The sequence below is a fragment of the Sphingobacterium sp. CZ-UAM genome, assembly GCF_002000245.1.
Taxonomy (GTDB): Bacteria; Bacteroidota; Bacteroidia; order Sphingobacteriales; family Sphingobacteriaceae; genus Sphingobacterium.
This window is the reverse complement of the sequence record NZ_MTCM01000001.1, coordinates 1,475,987-1,497,054: the sequence shown is the minus strand read 5'-3', so window position 1 is coordinate 1,497,054 and position 21,068 is coordinate 1,475,987. Positions and strand designations below refer to the sequence as shown.

Annotated in this window: 20 protein-coding genes; 10 read left to right on the top strand and 10 right to left on the bottom strand. The window is 40.6% G+C overall.

The window, feature by feature from the left end:
* Nucleotides 1–220 precede the first annotated feature (220 nt).
* Nucleotides 221–919 (top strand): prolyl oligopeptidase family serine peptidase, encoded by a 699-nt coding sequence (locus tag BWD42_RS06500; RefSeq protein ID WP_077434274.1) that lies wholly within the window; start codon nt 221–223, stop codon nt 917–919.
* Between the two features lie 88 nt (nt 920–1,007).
* Here the strand turns inward: BWD42_RS06500 and BWD42_RS06495 are convergent, their stop codons facing one another.
* Both BWD42_RS06495 and BWD42_RS06490 read right to left on the bottom strand, forming a co-directional pair.
* Nucleotides 1,008–1,769 (bottom strand): murein L,D-transpeptidase catalytic domain family protein, encoded by a 762-nt coding sequence (locus tag BWD42_RS06495; protein WP_254846188.1) that lies wholly within the window; start codon nt 1,767–1,769, stop codon nt 1,008–1,010.
* Nucleotides 1,770–1,851: 82 nt separating this feature from the next.
* Nucleotides 1,852–2,871 carry a L,D-transpeptidase gene (locus BWD42_RS06490; protein WP_077434272.1) on the bottom strand — a complete coding sequence of 340 codons (1,020 nt, stop codon included), beginning with the start codon at nt 2,869–2,871 and terminating at the stop codon, nt 1,852–1,854.
* A gap of 102 nt (nt 2,872–2,973) precedes the next feature.
* On the opposite strand from BWD42_RS06490, the gene BWD42_RS06485 reads away from it, so the two are divergent.
* A complete protein-coding gene (locus tag BWD42_RS06485) occupies nt 2,974–3,381 on the top strand; it encodes an NUDIX hydrolase (protein WP_077434270.1) in 408 nt (135 codons plus the stop codon).
* Between the two features lie 77 nt (nt 3,382–3,458).
* Nucleotides 3,459–4,835, top strand: a complete 1,377-nt coding sequence (locus BWD42_RS06480; protein ID WP_077434268.1) for an OmpA family protein — start codon at nt 3,459–3,461, stop codon at nt 4,833–4,835.
* A 205-nt stretch (nt 4,836–5,040) separates the two neighbouring features.
* Here BWD42_RS06480 and BWD42_RS06475 read toward each other — a convergent pair whose 3' ends face one another.
* Complete coding sequence (locus BWD42_RS06475; protein ID WP_077434266.1) at nt 5,041–6,093, bottom strand: outer membrane beta-barrel protein; 1,053 nt, start codon at nt 6,091–6,093, stop codon at nt 5,041–5,043.
* Between the two features lie 249 nt (nt 6,094–6,342).
* On the opposite strand from BWD42_RS06475, the gene BWD42_RS06470 reads away from it, so the two are divergent.
* Together BWD42_RS06470 and BWD42_RS06465 are read left to right on the top strand one after the other, a co-directional pair.
* Nucleotides 6,343–7,647 carry an ammonium transporter gene (locus BWD42_RS06470; protein ID WP_077434264.1) on the top strand — a complete coding sequence of 435 codons (1,305 nt, stop codon included), beginning with the start codon at nt 6,343–6,345 and terminating at the stop codon, nt 7,645–7,647.
* A gap of 114 nt (nt 7,648–7,761) precedes the next feature.
* Nucleotides 7,762–8,067, top strand: coding sequence for a hypothetical protein (locus BWD42_RS06465; protein ID WP_077434262.1), 306 nt, complete (start codon nt 7,762–7,764; stop codon nt 8,065–8,067).
* Here BWD42_RS06465 and BWD42_RS06460 read toward each other — a convergent pair.
* Complete coding sequence (locus tag BWD42_RS06460) at nt 8,064–8,600, bottom strand: lipocalin family protein (protein ID WP_175991976.1); 537 nt, start codon at nt 8,598–8,600, stop codon at nt 8,064–8,066. The genes BWD42_RS06465 and BWD42_RS06460 overlap by 4 nt on opposite strands.
* Before the next feature lie 100 nt (nt 8,601–8,700).
* On the opposite strand from BWD42_RS06460, the gene BWD42_RS06455 reads away from it, so the two are divergent.
* On the top strand, nt 8,701–9,162 hold the full coding sequence (locus tag BWD42_RS06455) for a DUF4268 domain-containing protein (RefSeq protein WP_077434260.1): 462 nt from the start codon (nt 8,701–8,703) through the stop codon (nt 9,160–9,162).
* A 22-nt stretch (nt 9,163–9,184) separates the two neighbouring features.
* Nucleotides 9,185–9,979: a S1/P1 nuclease gene (locus tag BWD42_RS06450; protein ID WP_175991975.1), complete on the top strand. Its 795-nt coding sequence runs from the start codon at nt 9,185–9,187 to the stop codon at nt 9,977–9,979.
* Between the two features lie 174 nt (nt 9,980–10,153).
* On the opposite strand, the gene BWD42_RS06445 is transcribed toward BWD42_RS06450, so the two are convergent.
* Nucleotides 10,154–11,092, bottom strand: coding sequence for a multidrug resistance efflux transporter family protein (locus BWD42_RS06445; RefSeq protein ID WP_077434258.1), 939 nt, complete (start codon nt 11,090–11,092; stop codon nt 10,154–10,156).
* Nucleotides 11,093–11,253: 161 nt separating this feature from the next.
* Here BWD42_RS06445 and fabV point away from each other — a divergent pair, with 161 nt between their 5' ends.
* Complete coding sequence (gene fabV / locus BWD42_RS06440; protein ID WP_077434256.1) at nt 11,254–12,456, top strand: enoyl-ACP reductase FabV; 1,203 nt, start codon at nt 11,254–11,256, stop codon at nt 12,454–12,456.
* Between the two features lie 130 nt (nt 12,457–12,586).
* Here fabV and BWD42_RS06435 read toward each other — a convergent pair whose 3' ends face one another.
* Both BWD42_RS06435 and BWD42_RS06430 read right to left on the bottom strand, forming a co-directional pair.
* Nucleotides 12,587–13,771 carry an MFS transporter gene (locus BWD42_RS06435; protein WP_077434254.1) on the bottom strand — a complete coding sequence of 395 codons (1,185 nt, stop codon included), beginning with the start codon at nt 13,769–13,771 and terminating at the stop codon, nt 12,587–12,589.
* 53 nt (nt 13,772–13,824) lie between these two features.
* Entirely contained in the window at nt 13,825–14,073 is a 249-nt protein-coding gene (locus BWD42_RS06430) for a hypothetical protein (RefSeq protein WP_077434252.1), read from the bottom strand.
* A 202-nt stretch (nt 14,074–14,275) separates the two neighbouring features.
* Here BWD42_RS06430 and BWD42_RS06425 point away from each other — a divergent pair, with 202 nt between their 5' ends.
* Together BWD42_RS06425 and BWD42_RS06420 are read left to right on the top strand one after the other, a co-directional pair.
* On the top strand, nt 14,276–14,686 hold the full coding sequence (locus BWD42_RS06425) for an OsmC family protein (RefSeq protein WP_077434250.1): 411 nt from the start codon (nt 14,276–14,278) through the stop codon (nt 14,684–14,686).
* A 228-nt stretch (nt 14,687–14,914) separates the two neighbouring features.
* Nucleotides 14,915–15,349 carry an FKBP-type peptidyl-prolyl cis-trans isomerase gene (locus tag BWD42_RS06420; protein ID WP_077434248.1) on the top strand — a complete coding sequence of 145 codons (435 nt, stop codon included), beginning with the start codon at nt 14,915–14,917 and terminating at the stop codon, nt 15,347–15,349.
* 733 nt (nt 15,350–16,082) lie between these two features.
* Here BWD42_RS06420 and BWD42_RS06410 read toward each other — a convergent pair.
* Genes BWD42_RS06410 through gyrA form a run of 3 tightly spaced genes read right to left on the bottom strand, consistent with a single transcriptional unit; the run spans nt 16,083 to nt 20,934 of the window.
* Entirely contained in the window at nt 16,083–17,255 is a 1,173-nt protein-coding gene (locus BWD42_RS06410) for a tetratricopeptide repeat protein (protein WP_077434244.1), read from the bottom strand.
* A 2-nt stretch (nt 17,256–17,257) separates the two neighbouring features.
* Nucleotides 17,258–18,358 carry a tetratricopeptide repeat protein gene (locus tag BWD42_RS06405; protein ID WP_077434242.1) on the bottom strand — a complete coding sequence of 367 codons (1,101 nt, stop codon included), beginning with the start codon at nt 18,356–18,358 and terminating at the stop codon, nt 17,258–17,260.
* A 5-nt stretch (nt 18,359–18,363) separates the two neighbouring features.
* On the bottom strand, nt 18,364–20,934 hold the full coding sequence (gene gyrA, locus BWD42_RS06400) for a DNA gyrase subunit A (RefSeq protein ID WP_077434240.1): 2,571 nt from the start codon (nt 20,932–20,934) through the stop codon (nt 18,364–18,366).
* Nucleotides 20,935–21,068: the final 134 nt, after the last annotated feature.

Below are 21,068 nucleotides of genomic sequence, written 5' to 3'. Positions count from 1 at the left end.
ATGAGCCCTTCGTTTTTTGCTAATAGTACAAACTAAGACAAATTTGGTCTGATATGCAATTATAATTACATATCGGACCAAATTTGAGCTGTGGAAGTTTAGATAGCAGCTAAGCGTCCGTCTAAATGTTAAAAGTTGTTAAATGCGACATACGAAAATCATATAGTTGTATTTTTAGTCCTCCAAAATTAAGCTAAGTATATCGATATAATTTAAATTTATGCGTAAAGTATATCTCTGTCTGTGTGCTATCTTTCTGTTTTTGATGAAGATAAATGCACAGGAAATAAAAGCAATCAAAGGGGAAACGGCTTATCCTTTTTTATTGAAAGATGTTGATCATGAAACCACGGAATCTGAAAAGCAACCTGTTTTCGTGTTTTTGCATGGCCGCAGTTTATCGGGGACGAATCTGGACAGAGTAAAACGTTATGGTGTGTTGTATGCCATTAATAAAGGGCAGGAGGTCCCCGGAATTATTGTTGCTCCTCAATCCCGTGGGGGCTGGGATCCCGACAAAGTGATCGAGATCGTGGACTATGTTATCGCGCATTATGATGCTGATCCTGACCGTGTATACGTATGTGGGATGAGTATGGGCGGTTACGGTACCATGGATGTTGCCGGCAAATATCCGGAACGGATTGCGGCAGCAGTAGCGATTTGTGGCGGTGGATCAAGTCAATATGCCTCCAACCTCACGCAGGTTCCAATTTGGCTGCATCATGGGACAAGAGATCGTGCAGTGCCCATTTCAGAGTCGAGAAAAATTATGAATGCCATAAAGAAGGCAGACCCTGATGCTGAGGTGCGTTTAAATGTCATAAAAGGTGGGACGCATGGTAGTGTAGAACGCCTATTTCATGACGATGCAATCTATGACTGGATGCTAAAATTTAAGAAGAAACAAAAATCATAAGGTTTAATAAAAGGTGTCGATAGATAGTCCGGTTTGGAATACCGAACATTATAAAAAATAAAAAGGCTGATACAATCAGCCTTTTTTGTTAACCTTCATTTGTACTTTCAAGTTGCTGTTTTCGGTTGAATTGTGCCATCAATACACTTGGCTGATGGATCAAATGCGTTTTCGCAAGATAATCCTGATTGTCCGCATAAATAAACAGCAGTGTTCCATCCTTAATGGTGTTGATTATCGGGGCAGCATATTCCCGGGGTACTGCGGGGCAGCCATAGCTTTTGCCGAGTCTTCCCAGGCTCGATATCGTTCCTGTGCTGCAATAATCGGCACCGTGCATGACTACATACCGTGCTTTGGCATTGTCGTTTATCCCTTCTTCAAGGCCATTCAATACCAAAGAGTAACCGTTCTCTCCATTATAGGTATTTTCGGTAACAAAAAATCCCAAAGAGCTCTTTAAAGACTCTTGCTGATTTGAGAAATGTGTTGCGTAGTTTTCACCACTATTTTTACCATGCGACACCAAAGTGTTAAATAGCACCTTTTTGTGTTCGAGGTCTAGCACAACAAGTCGTTTTTCCGTGGAAGCCAAGGAAAAGTCAATGATTGTCATAATGTCTTTGTTGTGCGAGGAAAGCTGTTTTCTGCCTTCCATTGCTTGTCTGAATGCCTCGTATTTCAATACTGGACTTAGATTCATTTCATCATATAAAGAATCAACTTCGGTACGTTGACGTTCTACATTTATATGATGGGTACTGGTTTGTTGATCTAATGTTTTTAAATCCTCTTTTGATGATAATGCCGTGTTGAGTGCCATCAAAAGAAACATAAAAGTATTTCCCATTCTCCTCCCTTTTCTGTGTAGATGTTTACAAAAATAATAATTAAAGTTAATACATATTTGATTTACAGAATGTTAAATATTGTTAATCAATAACGATCACCAATGAGGAGAGGTCTTTTGACCGTTTATAGACAAATTGGGCGTGAGATGACGCATTTCTGACACACATATGTGACTTTGGGGTTGTGCCTAAACTTTCGCTATATTCGATGATTTTGCCGTTTGGATTATTGACCGGTACGCCGTGAATATAGGCGCCGGCGGTAAATCGGGTGGCGTAAGGAGCAAAGCCACCATAGGTTCGTGTTCCGTCCTCAAAATAGAACATCTTTGATTTGTGTTCCTGGACGACAAAGAGACCGGTTGGTGTTTCCTGGGCATGTGGTGGTTTGTGCCGGCCGCTGGTGATGGGGTTCATGCTACGTATAAGCCATTCTTTTCCGACTTTTTCCAGTGTGCAGATGTTTTGGTTTCTGACGTCAACAACGTTAATAATGTTAAATCGCACACTATCGCTTATCAAGCGCAGATAGCGCTTGGGGACGGTATACTCCCCTTCAAATGAAACACCTGCAATAGGTACTCTGGCCAGGGTATCTGGTCCCTTTACACGGACCAGCCAACCATCCCGTCCATAGCGGACAGGCTTGTTTGTTGTGGTATCGTATAAAGGTGCGGCCTGATAGCGCGCAACATTAAAACTATCGGCTACACGTTTGTATGCATCCCGCTTGAAATCTTTAATGGTGGGCGCTTCACCTTTTTCATTTTGATAATTTTGAAGGACGGCGTATGGCGAAGGTGTCTGCTGAAAATTTTCAACATAAGCCAGACGTTCCTTTATTTTGTCCCATTGAAACTCACGGGTGGTATCCTTATAAGGGTAAGAATCTTCCAATGTGTATTTTTTGTAAAGCAGATCTTTTCGGATGATAATGTCATCAGCGGTAAATACTTTTGGTTTTTCTTCCTGTTTTTTAGGAGGAACAGCTTCCTGATGTTTAATTGGCTGTTCCTTTTGTGCTGTACTTTTTTTTCCCTGTTGGCATCCCAACGCCAGAAATAATAGGCTAAATAAGAGGCATGTCAATCTATTATTCATATATGGACTATATAAATTATTGTTTTATTTTCTAAATATAAGAATAAAACACATTTTTTAAATGATGAACAAAAGGTAGTTTTGTAATTTCAAGTAAAAAGTATGCATAAGATTGTAATTTGTTCAGCAGTAATGATCGCTCCTGGGGGAGCTTTATTAGTGGTTCGAAAAAAAGGATCTTCTTATTTTCAATTGCCAGGAGGTAAGATAGCCGCAGGAGAAAGCGATTTGGAAGCTTTGGTCCGGGAGCTGAGGGAAGAACTGCAGTTTGATGCAGATGATAAGTTTTTTGAATTTCTTGGCCGGCATGAGACGCTGGCCGTGAATGAGCCGGATACCATAGTGGAAGGACATATTTATTTGTTAAAACTCGGTGAGGATCGTTGTTTTTCAGCAGAAGCTGAATTGGAGGAAGTGCAGTGGATCACAAGAGATAACTGGCAAAATTATCAACTGGCACATCTTGCCGAAGAGTTTGTTATTCCAAAATGGCTTTCGGGGACGATTTGATCGCAGTGTGCTTGATGTGAACATTTTAAGCCTTTGTTTGTTAATGTTTTATATATAAACAAAAATAAACTAAGGTTATGGAAAATCAGCTTTTAAAATCAGCGAAAGACTTTTTTGATCAAGAATCGCTCACCCGGGTGGGAGAAGCCGTCAACCAGGATAGCGAACAGATAAAGCAGGGCTTAAATGTTGTTGTCCCTGCTATGTTTTTGGGCTTAAGTCAGCAGGCAGATACGAACGGTGGTATTGCTGCTATTTTGGAGCAGGCGAAGCAGCGTTTTTCGAATTTTGATCTTAGCCAATTGCTGGGCGGACAGACAGGGCCTGTGGATTCGGAAGCCCAGCCGGCATCGCCCGAAAGTCCTGGAGAGCGTCATATGCTAAGTTCAATATTTGGCGGTGGGCTGGAAACTGTACTCGGTACCGTTGCAGGTTATCTGGGCTTTAGTGCCGATTCGGTGCGTAAACTGATGGGGCTGTCCTTGCCAGCTATATTTTCCAGCTTAACGGATAAAGGTAAGCATTGGGATTTAAATGCCATCAGCCAAACATTAAAAGACAATAAAACTGCGTTTGCAGCTGCTATCCCTGCCGGTCTTGGTTTGGGAGCTTTTGGTAAGCTATTCGATGGAAGTCATTTTTCTGCGCCGGAGGAAGCTGCATCGCCGTTGGAAGAAGCTGCAGAAACCAAGGAAACGCATCAAAGTATTCCTGTCATTAACCCCGCTACTGAACTTGAGGCGCACAAGGAGCCTTTGGCATTACCCCGGATGGAACAGGCTAAAGCTGCCGTCGTGCCAGCAAATTCCTCGGGTGGTAGCTGGTGGAAGATTTTAATTGCGTTGATTGTTATTGCACTGCTTTGGTTTCTGTTTGGAAAAGGCTGTAGTGGCAGTAAAAATGGTGGCGCCACAGATACCAGTGTCAATCCGGTCGAGATTGATTCAGGAAATACAATGGGGGCTAATGGGACCGGTGCAACAGACCGCGAACGCTTGGATGTGCCACTGCCCAATGGAGGAAAGCTTGCGGCCTTTAAAAGCGGGATAGAAGATCAGTTGGTGCAATTTTTAAAATCTGACTATAAGTCTTTGGGTGAAGATTCGTTGAAAAATACCTGGTTTGATTTTGATAACCTGAATTTTGAAACCGGTACGGCGAAAGTTTTGCCCGAAAGCCAGGTCCAGCTTAGTAATCTAGCGGAAATTTTAAAGGCTTTTCCCGCAGCTAATGTAAAAATTGGCGGCTATACCGATAAAACTGGCAATGAGGATTTCAATAAAAAGCTTTCATTAGATCGGGCAAATGCAGTAAAAGATTATCTGGATAAAGCAGGATTGTCTAAACAGGTTGTAGGGGCAGAGGGCTATGGTTCCCAATTTGCGAAGTATCCGGCCGATGCGCCAGAAGCTGACCGTATTTTAGACCGTCACGTTGCCGTTAGTGTCCGATGATTGTGTTTTGAGAGGAAGGATAGGGATGCGGAAATGATGATTTGAGATTAAAAACTTTTCTCTGAGAAATTAGAAATAATAAAAAATAGAAAAGCGGATCCAAAGAATCCGCTTTTTGTTTAATGTTTATAGTTATTCTAGTGATTTTAGGCTGCTTTGAAATCATTTTGCAGTTTTTGCTGTAGAAACGATGCTGCATAGCGAGTTAGAAACTATATACACAGGCCAATAGGAATTGTCCTGCTGATTTTGTTGGAGAAAGATCATTCTTGATGAACTTTTCAGTATTGCTTTTATCAATCCTTATTTCGGGAATAAACTTGAAGCCGTGGTAATTATATTCGGCGGTTAATGTGGTTGCTAACATATTGGAGCTTGGGATGCCATTGGTTTCTTCCTTGTGGGTTTGGAAAAACTCTTCACGTAATCCTATTCCAAAATGTTCTGAGAGATGAACTCTTGGGTATAACGCTATCCCGGTGTAACCGCCTTCAGCTCTTCGCTTATAATGTGTAGCATTGACGCCGAGGAAAAATTTAGGCGTGAAGTCATAGTTTCCGACAAAGTCTACCAATGTTCCCGAGCTGTAGTTTGATTTGCCGCCAGCGGAAGAGCCTGTCAGAAAGTTGAGGTAAAAGCTGCCTTTTTCGTTAGGCCTGTAAGTCAATTGGGAGCCAACGTGTGAAACACCATTTATATCCTGATATACATTCCAGTCATTAAATATACCGACCATCAGCGCGAATTTATCGGAGAAACTATAGGTTGCTTTCAGCCCGGCATCCTGAAAGGGACCAGCGCCGAATAAATAGGAGGTGGAATAGTGAAAATTATAGGTAGGTGAGATGACTTCAAACCCGACAAATGTGCCCATAAATCCAGCAGTCAGATTCAGTTTGTCGGTCAGGTTGTAGCCTATGTACAAGTTTTGAATATGAAAGCTGTTCTTGTCATCACCAGGTTGGCCGTCTCCGTTTACGATAGATCGATATTGTCCGCGGGGGCCGAAAGATAATTCTCCAACAAAAGATGCTTTTTTAAAATTCTTCTTTAGCGCCAGATCAACCATACCGATGGAGACCGAGTTGTTGTCTTCGGTAAAATAAGTATTAATGTTTGGTTTGTTTTGGAAGTCATATTTCCAGTATGTGTCTACTGATCCTGATATTTCTACTGATTTTTCTTTGTTTTCTTCTTGAGATTTTGATTTATTGATAAAAATTGTTGAAAAAATTAGTATTGCTATGATTTTTTTCATGTTTTTAAGGTTTTAAGTTTGATTTGTTTGAGTTTTCAGTTGATTTTTAAATAGGTTTTTGTGGTTTTGCTTTTGTTTTATGTGAAATTATGTAAAAAAAATTATAAAAAATAATATTTGATAGTATTTTTTTAATAAAAACACTTTATATTTGTCAAAACAATAAGAATAAATAGGGTTTTGTTTTGTTTTTTATATTCTATTTAACAATTTATTGATGTATTAATAAACACTAATCAGTTTAAACAAATGAAAAAAATTATTCCACTCTTTGTTCTGGTACTTTTGGGCGTATTGGGACTAGTATTTCCATCTATAGATTTGTCAGCATTGGACAAAGCAGAATTTGATACAGGAGATACGGCCTGGTTGTTGACTTCTTCAGCTCTAGTGTTGATTATGACGCCCGGCCTGGCATTTTTTTATGGCGGGATGGTCAGTAAAAAGAATGTGATCTCGACGATGATGCAAAGTTTTATCTGTATGTGTTTAATGACAATCCTCTGGGTGATCGTCGGATTTAGCCTGGCCTTTGGTGATGATATCGGTGGGATTATAGGTGATCCCCGTACCTTCTTTATGATGAAAGGAACCTTGGGTAATATTGCCTGGGGAGCATTGCCAACCATTCCGTTGGTGTTATTCGCAATGTTTCAGTTGAAATTTGCGATCATTACACCGGCATTGATTACCGGCGCTTTTGCTGAACGTATCCGATTCAATTCATATATGTTGTTTATTATCCTGTTCGGTATCTTCATCTACATGCCATTGGCGCATGCGACCTGGCATCCGGAAGGGATTCTGGCAAAATTTGGCGTCCTTGATTTTGCTGGTGGTACAGTTGTACATATGTCAGCAGGTTGGGCAGCTTTAGCAGCAGCAATTTATTTGAAAGGCCGCAAGTCTCAGACACATAATCCGGCACGTATAAGTTATGTGATCTTGGGGACAGCTCTATTATGGTTTGGGTGGTTTGGATTTAATGCGGGTTCGGCCGGAGGTGCCAATACGCTGGCAGCGTATGCATTTGCGACGACAACGACCGCTTCGGCCATGGCGGCCATGGCCTGGATTTTTGTCGATATCATCCGTGGCAAAAAGCCATCGGCAATGGGTGCGTGTATCGGCGCGGTAGTGGGATTGGTTGCGATCACACCGGCAGCGGGCTTTGTAAGTATTCCGCACGCCATGATCATTGGTTTGGTTGCGGCACTGATCAGTAATCTTGTTGTGTACCTGAGAAGTAAAACAAGTATCGATGATACCTTGGATGTATTCCCTTGTCACGGTGTCGGCGGTATGGTCGGTATGGTACTGACCGGTGTATTTGCTCATCATAATGTTAATCCGCTAGTTGTTGACAATGGCTTGTTCTTTGGAGAAACTAAGTTATTTTTTGTCCATACGGTTGCCCTGTTTGCGGTATCTTTCTTTGCCTTTGTGGGCTCTTTGATACTGTTAAAAGTGACGGATCTGATTTCTCCATTACGTGTAGAGGAAACAGACGAGGAACTTGGTCTGGATGTTTCTCAACACGCAGAAGCTCTTTAATCCAAAATTACAGTAAATATCATCCCAAACAATGCTTTTCCTTACAGCATTGTTTGGGATTTTTTTTGCACCTTTGCCAAAGGTTAATTAGACTGGAATATTTGGGTTTATGCTATGAAAGATACTACAAAAGATACCTTACGTTCGGATTTTGAGAAAATGATGCGCTATTCCTTACAGAAAAATGGCGATTTTGGTTTTGGTATATTTGGCGATTATGCCACATCTGTCCTCAATTTCTATGTTGGAAGTTCTATCTTAACGCTGGCTGAAAAGCGTGATGCCGCATTATTTCTTGCGAATCTATACAATGCTGGGATCAAAAATGCCATTGATCAACAGGATCTTCAGGAGATTGCTGATGTTTTGGCGCAGGATCCCACCCTCAATTATCAAGTACTGGCACCTATTTTCGACTAATGTTTTGTCCAGACAAGGTTACCTGTTTCATACCCGCATTGCAATGCATAGGTTAAAAACTCATTTTTGATCTTTTCGGGAATAGCTGTATCCCTACCCAAAATCCACATATAATTGAGATTGTCTCCGAATATAAGGGCATATTTATAATCCGGGGTTATTTTCACAATATTATAACCGTTATAGAACGGACCGAAAAAGGAGACTTTCAACGCGCCTTCGTGCGGACCATTGACAAATTTGGCTTTTCCGATAGACTGTTTCCATTGTTCTTTCTCTTCTGAATAGCCTTGGTTATTCACACGGATTGTTCCATTTTTATTTTTACTGTATTCAGCTGAAACCTGACTGAGTCCTCTTTCCCAACGGAAGTCCAGCCGGGCGATTTCAAACCATTTTCCAAGGTATTTATCTAAATCAAAAGGGTCCACTACGTCAGGGCGCGATATCACCGGTTTTAATGCATTGTATGCTACAGTCCCCAAAGCCACAGCGGCCAGCAATAAGAGCGATTTTTTCTTGTCTATATTCATCTTTTGAATTTGTTTGTTGATAAAACAACAATTTTAATACCAATATGGTTTAGGCATACCGAGCTATTTTCTTAATTTTGTTGACTTAAAAATCGTATCTGTGTATTCTAGAGAAGAGGTAAAACAGTTAAAACAGCTATTCTGGACCAAGTTTGGACAATTCATGTCCCTGCATTCATCTGCTGATGGCGACAAGGTAAATTGGGTCAACTATAAAACAGGGATCAAACACCTGTATTTCAAAATGGATGCCGATAAGAAGTCTGCAAAAATTGCGATCATCTGGTCGCATACAGATGCAGGGATCCGTGCACTGATGGCAGAGCAATTTCTGCAGTATAAAGGTCTGCTTCATGATATTTTGGGGGAAGAATGGGAATGGGATATGGATGGGTACGACGAGTATGGCAAGCCGATCTGTCAGATCTACAAGACCCTGGTAGGCCACAGTATTTTTAAGGAAGCGGAGTGGGGGGAGCTAATCGCTTTCTTTAAGCCGCGAATGATTGCCCTCGACGAGTTTTGGTCTTCCGCAAAATATGCATTCGATATTTTTAAATAATTATAATTAAATAGATACAACAATGAAAAAAATGATTAAGGGTTTGCTGGCTGTGGCTTTGTGTTTTCAACTTTCATCAGTATTTGCCTGGGGTACCATTGGGCACCGTGTCGTCGCGGAGATAGCTGAACGTCATTTGAACAAGAAAGCGAAAAAGAATATTGGAAAAATCATTGGAAAGCAAAAGTTGGCATATTGGGCAAACTGGGGAGACTTTATCAAATCGGATCCTAATCCGGAATTTAAGAAGTTAGGTAATTCCCATTTTATAAATTTAAATTCAAATCTCCCTTGGGCTGAATTTCAACAGGGACTTGAAAATTCGGATGATGAAAATTTATACAAAACAGCAATCCGTATCGAGCAGTCTTTTGCAGATAAAAATATTTCACTGGATCAACAGAAACAGAATCTTTATTTCTTGATCCATATCTTGGGGGACGCGCATCAACCTATGCATGTCAGCCGTGCGGAAGATCAGGGTGGTAATAAAATAGAAGTGAGCTGGTTTGGGAAAAAATCGAATATTCACCGCGTATGGGACAGTGACCTGGTGGATAATGAGAAGTATAGTTATACAGAATATGCAACGGTCTTGGACGTTAATGGTAAGAAGGAAAACGAACAATTGGCAGCAGGTGAATTGTCTAACTGGTTGTATGAGTCGAATCAGCTTGCCGAAAAGATTTATGCCGATGTAGCTAATAACGCGAACCTATCTTATTCCTATGTTTATCAAAATAAAGATACTATGGAACAATGTCTGCTAAAAGGTGGTCTGCGTTTGGCAAAGGTGTTGAACCGTATCTTTGGATAAGCTATTTTTAGTATTATATAATAAAGTCGTATCATAACATATGGTACGACTTTTTTGCCTTAGGGTTTCAGTCTTGCTGTATAGGATTCGTATCATTTTTCCTGAATAAGCCTACCGCAAATCTAAGCAAACCTTCACAGGCTAATGAAAATTGATCTCTTATACTTCATGATCTTAATTTGCACGACTATGGAGTATCATACCAATAACGACGAGGGCAATTCCCATACAGGAGTAACTATTTGGAAGAGCAGCTTGTAATAGTATTATTTCACCCAAAAGTGTAAAGATTACCTCCATGGCCTGTGTTGCTTCCACCGCTGCGAGCCCTTTCTGGTCGGTGCGGACGAGATCTGTTGCTGTAAAGAATAGAAGTGTAGCGATTACCCCCGAAAAGATGGCTACCATGAAGGTCTGTAACAACTGGCTCTCCGTCGGAAATCCATTGTCCATATAACCGAAGATGCTGAGCAGAATCCAAAAAGGCATACTGCATAAGGTCATCCCCAAAGTTCGTTGGAAGGCATCCAGCTTATTTCCTGCTATTTGCATCATTTTACGGTTCCCCAAGGGGTAGGCAATTGCTCCGATCAGGACAGGGATGGTTCCCAACAACATGGATGTGAAGGAAGTTGCACGGGCTTCCGAAATCTGCATCAGTACAATTCCCAAAAAAATAATGATCGAGAACAGGAGTGAGGCTTTGGAAATTCCGCTTCGATTCTCTTTCTTTTCCAGCAAGGGCCCGATAAACATACCTGCGATGATGGTAAATTCAAAGGTGCTGGCAACGAGCCAGGAAGGGCCAAAACTAGCACCAAATGTAAGGCTTGCATAGAATATCCCAAAACCGATTGTACTCCATAATACCCATTGGAGTGGATTGGATTTGATGGCTTCAAAGAGTGGGGATAAATTACCTCTAACGCCTACGATAACAAACAGAATAGGAAGCATCCAGAGGAAACGTAGGGACGCTGTCCACTGCCAGCTTCCGCCCGAAACGGCCATAACCCGGTTTAGGACAAAGGTACTTGCGAAAAATAATGCAGCAATTATTCCTAAAAAAAGTGCCGTATTTTTATTGTTTTTTATTGTAAATTGACCTGGCATAAATAAAATAAATGTGCGGTTTATTTAATACGGTGAAAGTAAGCAAATGGCCGTTTAATCGGAAATGAAACAAAAAGTAATTGATTTTTATGGCGATTTTCTCATTTAAAATTCCTTATTTTGCCTAATCAATAAAACAAGTAGTAAGAAAATTCATCAAGATGATTATACAACCAAGAACTAGAGGTTTTATTTGTTTAACCTCGCATCCACAAGGGGCTGCGCAAAACATTAAAAATCAAATTGAATACGTGAAATCAAAAGGTGAGATCGCGAATGGTCCGAAGAAGGTATTGGTGATCGGTGCTTCAACAGGATTTGGTATCGCGTCCCGGATTTCTGCAGCGTTTGGTTCTGGAGCTGCTACAATCGGTGTATTTTTTGAAAAACCTGCGGCAGAGGGTAAACCGGGAACCGCTGGTTGGTACAATTCTGCAGCTTTTGAAAAAGAAGCCCATGAAGCCGGACTATATGCCAAAAGTATCAATGGTGATGCCTTTTCGGATGATATAAAGAAACAGACTATTGACTTGATCAAAAAGGATCTTGGACAGGTAGATTTAGTGGTTTACAGTTTGGCATCTCCACGCCGTACACATCCAAAGACAGGTGTTGCACATGCTTCTGTTTTAAAACCTATACAGGAGCCTTTCACCAATAAAACGGTAGATTTCCATACAGGTGTTGTTTCGGATATTACGATCCAACCTGTAGAAAATAATGAAGATATTGCTAACACGGTTGCTGTAATGGGTGGGGAAGACTGGAAATTTTGGATCGAAGATCTGAAAGCCGCCGGTGTTTTGGCTGATGGCGCGAAGACTGTAGCCTATTCCTATATTGGCCCAGAATTGACTTATCCAATCTACCGCAATGGAACGATTGGCCGTGCGAAAGACGATTTGGAAGGTACCGTACCGGCAATCAATGCGATTTTAAGTGATTTGCATGGTGTAGCTTACGTTTCAGTTAACAAAGCATTAGTAACACAATCCAGTTCAGCAATCCCAGTTGTGCCTTTGTATATTTCCTTATTATACAAGGTCATGAAAGAAAAAGGAATTCATGAAGGTACAATCGAACAGATGCAACGTTTGTTTGCGGAACGTCTCTATACTGCTGATGGCAAAGTATTGCTTGATGATAAGGGCAGAATCCGTGTTGACGACCTTGAGATGCGGGAAGATGTACAGGCAGAGGTCGCCGCATTGTGGGAAAAAGCAAATACAGAGAATTTAGCTGAAATCTCTGATATCGAAGGTTACCGTAATGAGTTTTTCAATTTATTTGGTTTTAACTTTGATGGTATAGATTACAACGCTGACACCAACGAGGTTGTTGCTGTACCGAGCATTGAAGGCTAATATAAGGTAATACACGTGATATAAAAAAGGCTAACTTTTCTAGTTAGCCTTTTTTCGTCTTCTATCATTCTTATTCACCTATCGCTATCTTTTTTGAAAATATAACATGTACAGCTGGGGGAGGCTCGGGTCAGGCAAGCTTCGGTCTCTGGTTATATATTAAATTGCCCACAATTGAGAAACCTATGCACACTATAATGGCACTGAAAGGATAGATACTCGTCATGCCGACATTGTTTGCTACAAAGCCGATAAGGGGACCTGTAATTCCGAGAGAAATATCAATAAACAAACCATACGCAGCTAATGCCGATCCTTGCTGACTTTGGTCGACCTTTTTGATCGCTTCCACACCCAGGGCAGGAAAAACGAGCGAAAATCCGAGACCAGTCAATGCTGCGCCAACAAGTGTCCAAAGGGGATGGAGGGCCATAGCGATAACCAATAAACCTAATGATTCTACAAAAAGACTGACCAGGGCGACTTTCAGACCTCCATATTGATCAATAACCTTATTGAATACAAGTCGTGTTAGGATAAAGAAAATACCAAAAATAGTTAAGCAGGCAGCACCATTCTGCCAGTTAAAATACTCATAATATAGCGTCATAAAAGTAGATATGCTCCCAAAACCAAGACCGCCCAGCGCTAGACAGGTCCCAAATGGAGCGACAGTCAAAAGCACACGCTTGAAACTCACGGCGCTTGTCTTCTTTGCGATGACCCGAAAGGGTGTTTTTGATCTGCTGTAAAGATAGCCCAGTATACCAATCGCACAGGTGAGCAGTCCTAATGATTCATAGTTGATGTGGTGGACCATCAATACCCCCAGTGGCGCTCCGAGGGCAAGTGCACCATAACTCGCAATGCCGTTAAAGGAGATCGCCTTGGCAGCGTGTTCATCGCCGAGTTCCAATAATGCCCAGTTGATCGGGCTGGCACCAACCAGACCCTCAGCAATTCCGGTAAATAATCTGGTGATCAGCAATAAACCCAGACTGATGAAAGGTTGTGATTTGAATAAAAAGACGAATAAGAGTAAGATTCCCGAAAGTGCAAAAAAGAGCATACTGCGCAGGACAGATACCTTGGGGCCTTTGGTATCCACGATTTTTCCGGCATAACCCCGAAGTAAAAAGGTCGCAATATATTGGACGCTGATGACCAATCCGGCGATAATTGTATTGAACCCTAAAATTTGATGAATAAAAATGGGTAAGGTCGCAAGTGATAAGCCTATCGTGAAATAACCAAGGAAAGTTAAAGAAACATAGCCTAAAATCTTTTTATTGACCTCCCGAAGAGAAACTGTCATTTTAAAAAATTTTAGGCAAAAGTAAGTGTTTAGGCTTGTTTTTAGAAATAAAATTAGTAGACGACTGTCTCCTTAATCTCACAATTTTTTTCAAGCCATTCCTGATCGAATTGTTTAGGTGATACTTTTTTGCCCTGATAGATATAGTAGATTTTCTCAGATTCTCCTTTTACGGGTGGTCCGGGGATCTTATTGACAATTTTTTCTTCGGGACAATCTTGAATTAAAGCCTGTTGCGTGTTCTGACGGGTTTTACAGGAAGTGAATGCTACTAAGACGAGGAGATACGCTAATTTATTCATGAGTTTAGTTTTATTGTATTAAATAACGAGACTTTCCTAGGAAGTGCGACATGATTTTATACAATTAAATACAACTTTTTATAGGCAGGTTTGTTGTATATATAGATCGTTCTTAAATGGATCTAGCGTATTATTTTCAACAAAATTTTGAGAATAAAGCTGGTATTGAAGTATAATAAAATATAACAACAAAGAAATAATCATGAGAAGAAAAGCAACAGCCCAATGGAATGGGAGTTTAAAAGAAGGTAAGGGAAATCTGACTACAGATAGTACGGTATTGGATCAGGCACAATATTCGTTTTCAACACGGTTTGAGAATGGTATTGGCACCAACCCGGAAGAGCTATTGGCCGCAGCCCATGCCGGATGTTTTACGATGCAGCTGAGTGCATTTTTAACCGAAGCTGGTTTTGTTCCCGATGAACTCAAAACGGTATCGACCATTGTATTTGAAAATGGTGCCATCGTGCGCTCTGAGCTGGAACTATCCGCGAAAGTACCTGCTATTGAGGAATCGGAATTTCAGGCGCTTGCTCAGAAAGCAAAAGAAAATTGTCCCGTCAGTAAAGCTTTTAGCTTTGAAAAAACGCTACACGCTACTTTGGTATAGCATTTTGGAATATAAAAATTGGCGAAGATCAGTGTCGATCTACGCGATGAATGCAGTGATGTTTTAGGCTTCCCTAAAAATCGCTGCATTTTTTCGTTAAAAAGATAAAAAGCCGTTACTTTGGTCCTTGGTCAGCAACTTGTGTTCCGACAATAAAACCTATCCCGGATACTGAGGCGGTATGGGCAGCACTGATCATCACTTTAGAGCATTTAAACGAAGATTACTTTGGTACAGAAAAAGAAGAATAAGCTAAGCGCGACAGCGTTATTGGAAAAGAATAAGGAGGAAGGGGTTACATTTCTAAAAGAGAATGCTACGCAGGAAGCTGTGACAGTCTGCCCATCGGGTTTACAATATAAAATATTGACAGAAGGGGCCGGCAAAACTCCGACGAAGGCCTCCAAAATAATCTGCCATTATAAAGGGGAACTATTGGACGGAACGGTCTTTGATAGTTCTTATAAACGTAAGCGGCCAGAAACATTTTATATCAATGAACTTATCCGTGGTTGGCAGGAAGCCATGTGTATGATGTCCGTCGGATCAATATGGCAAGTTGTTCTCCCCCCGCATTTAGCTTATGGTAAGGAAGAACTGATGCCCCGAAAAGGAGGGGAGTGCACCTTGGTATTTCAGATTGAACTGATCGCGATTCTGTGATGAGTTGATCAATACGGGAGGAAGTGGATGAGGTCAACATCGAAAGTACGGCGACCGAATGCTTTTCATATAAAAAATATGGACAAAAAGGGGGTAAAATACTGCCAAAATGCAAAAAGCGGAAAAGTTTATTTGGCAGTATTTTACCCCTAAAACTTATTGAATTAGAATAATATTTTTCTAATAAACCTTGTTTAAAGCCATTCAGGACAGATTTTAGAAAGCTGTATTTTCTTAGCTGAATTTAAGGGAAATTTGCGTTCCCCTGAGGGAAAAGTAAATTTCCTTTGGAAAGTTCTGCATACCCATGAGAGAAATCTGCGTTCCCCAGAAGGAAGAGTAAATTCTCTTAAGAAGTTTTTGCGTACCCTTAAGGGAAACTTGTGTCGTCCTTGGAGTAAAGTAAATTCCCTTTGGAAAGTTTCGCGTACCCTTAAGGGAAATCTGCGTACCCTTAAGGGAAACTTGTGTTGTCCTTGGAGTAAAGTAAATTCCCTTTGGAAAGTTTCGCGTACCCTTAAGGGAAATCTGCATTCCCCTCAGGGGAAAGTAAATTCCCTTAAGAAGTTTTTGCGTACCCTTGAGGGAAACTTGTGTCGCTCTTGGAATAAAGTAAATTCCTTTTGGAAAGTTTTGCGTACCCTTAAGGGAAATCTGCATTTCCCTGAGGGAAAAACAAAAAATCCCCGGCGGTACCGAGGATTTTTGTTTATTCTAAAAGAATTAATTGTAATTATTCTAATTCTTTAATTTTAGCATTGACTTCAGTTGTTTTTGCCTCATCCTGCATAAAAACATAGTAGTTTTTCAGATTCGTTAACGCATCTATGTTTTTAGGTTGTAAAGCAACAGCTTTTTCTAAATAAGGTAAAACAGGTTTTAATTCTGCTTTAATCTTGTCTACCTCTGTGTTATATTGCGCTTGCGTCAATTTTCTGTTATTGTTTACAACATTTAGTTTTTCACGGACTTTATTCATCAGTGTGATCGCTAAATTCGTATTTGCTTCAAAGAAATTAGGATCGATTTCTAGCGCTTTTTTGTATGCAGCAATTGCAGCTTCATCATTTTTTGCAGATGCTTGTGCAATACCTAAATAATAGTTTAAGCTTTTGTTTGAAGGATCTTTAGCCAATTGTGAAGTGATCGCATCAATTGTTTCTTTCTCGTGTCCTGTGATCAGATTCAACTCGATGTTTTGTGTCATCGCTGCATTGTCATCAGGATAAGCTTCAGCGGCTTTTTTTGCATATTCAAGAGCCGAAGTTGTATCTTGCAACGACAAATACAATTTAGGTAAATCAACCATGATTGTTTTATGCGAAGAGAAGTCTTTTCTCGGGATCAATTCTTTGTAACGTTCGATCGCATTTTTATAATCTTTGTTGGACAATGCTGCGACACCGCTGTAGTAAGTCACTAGCGTATCTCCGGGAAGATAAGTCAATGCTTTGGTGAACGAATTATACGAATCGGCATATTTTTGTGCCTGGTATTCTTCCGCACCAATATTGAAGTTATATTGTCCAAGAATCTGCTCAGCTACAGTGATATTCGCTTTATTAGCGCCATCGGAATCCAGTTGTTTTGCCTTAGCAATACCATCTTCTGCAAGTTTTGCCAATTCAGCGGATTTATCTATAGTTGATAGGTTTGCGTTCACTAAAGCGTATACGGTCCAAGCTTCTGCATTATCTTTTGTCTTTTCATGAATGACAGCAGCATCAATAGCCTCCTTTGCTGATTTTAGATTTGGTAAGCCTAATTGTGCAGTACCGGCATCTTTTAATTCCTGAAACTTTGCAAGACCAGTTTTTGCCTTTTTTACGTTACCCGTTTGGGCGAAAGAAACTGATGTAGATACAGTACCTATTGCCGCTAATAATAATAGAGATTTTAAATTCATATCTATTTAACTGTTAATTGATTCAATAATAAATTCACCCTGTCCAATTGCAACGCATCATCTATAAGCGTATAATACTTTGCCAATGCTTTTAAGGCATTCACGTCATAAGGTTTTATCTCGTTTGCTTTTAATAGATATTCGATTGTCAAATCCTGTATATCTTGATTTGTCGGATCTTTTAATAGCGTTTCGAGATTAATTAAGCCTAATGCAAGATTAGATTGATAGTTATTCGGATCCAATCGTAAGACATTATTATAGTATTCTTTTGCTTTTTTTAGATCATTTGCATTTTCGTAGGAATAGCCAGCAATGTAATTCAATTCAACATTTTCAGGTTCAAGACGAATTGCATCAGCGATCACATTCAATATTGCATCGTACGAATTATTGGCTGAATACACATCTATTAATCTAAAAAGTATTTGCTTATTCTCAGGGAATATAGCACGTCCTTTCTCTAGAACGTTTAAAACATCCTGTTTAGTACCTCCTAAGCTATATATTTGTGCCAATTCCAAAAAGTAATTTGGCTTTGGATCTTCGGCTTTAATAAGCTGGTCATAGTAATTAATGGAATTCATATAATCTTTGTTTTTTCCGGCGAGTACGGCAAGATTATATTTCAGGTCACGATTTTTAAAACCTAGCGAGTCTATGCGAAGGTAAGCTTTATATGCTTTATCAAATTTCTCTTCTTTTAGAGCGGCACTGCCTTGATAGGAGATTGCACCGGCAAGATTCTGACGTACGTAGTCCATCTCTGCAGGAAAATTCCGTCGCGCTTTTTTGGCATCCAGTAATTTTAAGGATTTGATGGATATATCGATCGGATCTAGTTTATACTGTTGTTTTCGAGTTGAATCCGCAACTGCCAGGGAACTATATACCAAAGCCCTTAACAGGTTATTGTTGACAGAAGTTGTGTCTTTTTTTGTTTGAAACGCAGCGTCAGCAAATTTTCGGGCGTTTTCAAGATGTTTAAAATCACCAGTTTTGGTATATAAAGCAAAACTGTTGCTGCCCTCTTTCAGATTTGATTGGGCAACAACAGTTAAACTACTTGCAGATATTAACAATGATATCAGTAAGTTTTTCATGCAGTTTATTCTTCGTTTGAATCTATGTTTTCTTCAGAAGCTGATCCTTCGTTATCTGTTTCTGTTGAATTCTCGATATCGACGGTCTCTTCATCTGATTCTTCCTCACGATCTACTTTAGTGATGGAAGCAATCTCATCGTTATCTTTCAGATTAATGAGTCTCACGCCTTGTGTCGCACGGCCCATGACGCGTAATTCCTCTACGGCAATCCGGATAACAATACCTGATTTATTGATGATCATCAGATCTTCGGCATCGGTAACACCTTTTATAGCAACCAATTCACCGGTTTTATCGGTTACGTTGATTGTTTTGACCCCCTTGCCACCACGGTTTGTGACACGGTAGTCTTCGATATCGGTACGTTTTCCGTAACCTTTTTCCGAAACCACCAATACAGTTGTTTCTGAATCATTGACACTAATCATGCCAATCACCTCATCACTCTCGGAAGATAAAGTAATTCCACGGACACCTGTCGCAGTACGGCCCATTGGGCGAACTGTAGATTCATTAAAGCGAATTGCCCGACCTGAACGCAATGCCATGACAATCTCACTACTTCCTGTAGTCAAACATGCTTCGATTAATTGATCGCCATCGTTAATGTTGATCGCATTGATACCATTTGCCCGAGGACGGGAATAAGCTTCCAAAGACGTTTTCTTAATGGTACCTTTTTTAGTACACATAATAATGAAGTTGTTCTCCAAGTAATCCTGGTCTTTCAGGTTCTTCACTAAGATAAAGGCTTTGATTTTCTCTTCTTTCGGAACATTAATGATGTTCTGAAGCGCACGGCCACGGGAAGTCCGGCTACCTTCAGGGATCTCAAATGCACGTAACCAGAAACAACGACCCGCTTCGGTGAATAGAAGCATATAGTTGTGCGCCGAAGCAGTAATGATATGCTCAGTAAAATCCTCTTCGCGTGTATTTGTTCCGATTGATCCACGTCCACCACGACCCTGACGTTTATATTCAGATAATGGCGTACGTTTTACATAACTGTTGTGGGAGATGGTGATTACGATTTCTTCGTCATCAATAAAATCTTCCATACGCATATCTTCGGCAGAATGCACAATCTGCGAGCGGCGTTCGTCGCCATATTTTTCTTTGATCTCAATTAACTCATCCTTGATGATCTTCATTCGGAGATCTTCATCTGCCAGAACAGATTTCAAATAGTCGATTGTTTTCATCAATTCAGCATACTCTTCTTTGATCTTATCGTGTTCCAGTCCTGTGAGACGGCGCAAGGTCATATCAAGGATCGCACGAGCCTGAAGATCAGATAAACCGAATTTCTCCATCAATCCGATCCGCGCATCTTCTGGTGTATCGGAGTTACGGATCAATTTAATGACTTCATCCAAATGATCTAGCGCGATCAGGTAACCTTCTAGGATGTGGGCACGTTTTTCAGCTTCTGCCAATTCGTAACGTGTACGTCTGACAATAACATCATGTCTATGTTCCACAAACTCATGAATCATATCTTTCAGATTCAGAAGCATAGGTCTTCCTTTAACTAGAGCAATGTTATTGACTGAAAAAGAGGTTTGTAGTGCCGTGTATTTAAATAGGTTGTTTAATACGACGTTCGCATTTGCATCCCGTTTAATATCGTACACGATACGCATACCTGTACGGTCAGATTCATCACGAATAGCCGAAATACCTTCCAATTTCTTTTCATTGACCAAATCAGCAGTACGTTCAATCATATTGGCCTTGTTCACCTGATAGGGAATCTCGGTTACGATAATCTGTTCTTTTCCGGATTTGGTCGTTTCTATTTCTGCTTTAGCGCGCATGACAATACGGCCACGACCGGTATTACAAGCATCCTGAACGCCAGCATAGCCATAGATCAATGCCCCAGTTGGGAAGTCAGGCCCTTTAATATGCTGCATCAACTCCGGAACTTCAATATCACGGTTGTCGATGAAGGCTATAGTACCGTCAATGACCTCTGAGAGGTTGTGTGGTGCCATATTTGTTGCCATACCTACAGCGATACCAGAAGCACCATTAACCAAAAGATTCGGAATACGTGTTGGTAATACAGTCGGTTCCTGTAACGAGTCATCAAAGTTATTTTGGAAATCAACAGTGTCTTTGTTGATATCGGAAAGCATTTCCTCGGCAATCTTCTTTAATCTCGCCTCAGTATAACGCATTGCCGCAGGAGGGTCACCGTCAATGGAACCGTAGTTACCTTGACCGTCTACCAACGGGTAGCGTAAACTCCAATCTTGAGCCATACGAACCATCGTGTCGTAAACGGAGGAATCACCATGTGGGTGATATTTACCTAATACGTCACCAACGATACGGGCAGACTTTTTATAAGGTTTACCGCTGGTAACCCCTAAGTCCAACATACCATAAAGAACACGTCTGTGTACAGGCTTCATGCCGTCACGTGCATCAGGGAGAGCCCGGGATACAATGACCGACATGGAGTAGTCAATGTAAGCAGACTTCATCTGATCCTCGATATTGATTGGGATAATCCGGTCGTTTGCCGGAACAAGATTGTTGTCGTTTTCTGTTTCTTCAGCCATATGAATTTGGTTTCAATAAAACTAGTAAGCAAGCCTTTTTAATTGGCTTGCTACGCATGCGAAGTTACAAAAATTTAACCTCAAAAGCGAATGAATTGAACCCTAATATACACAAAAAAGACAATCTTTTATGG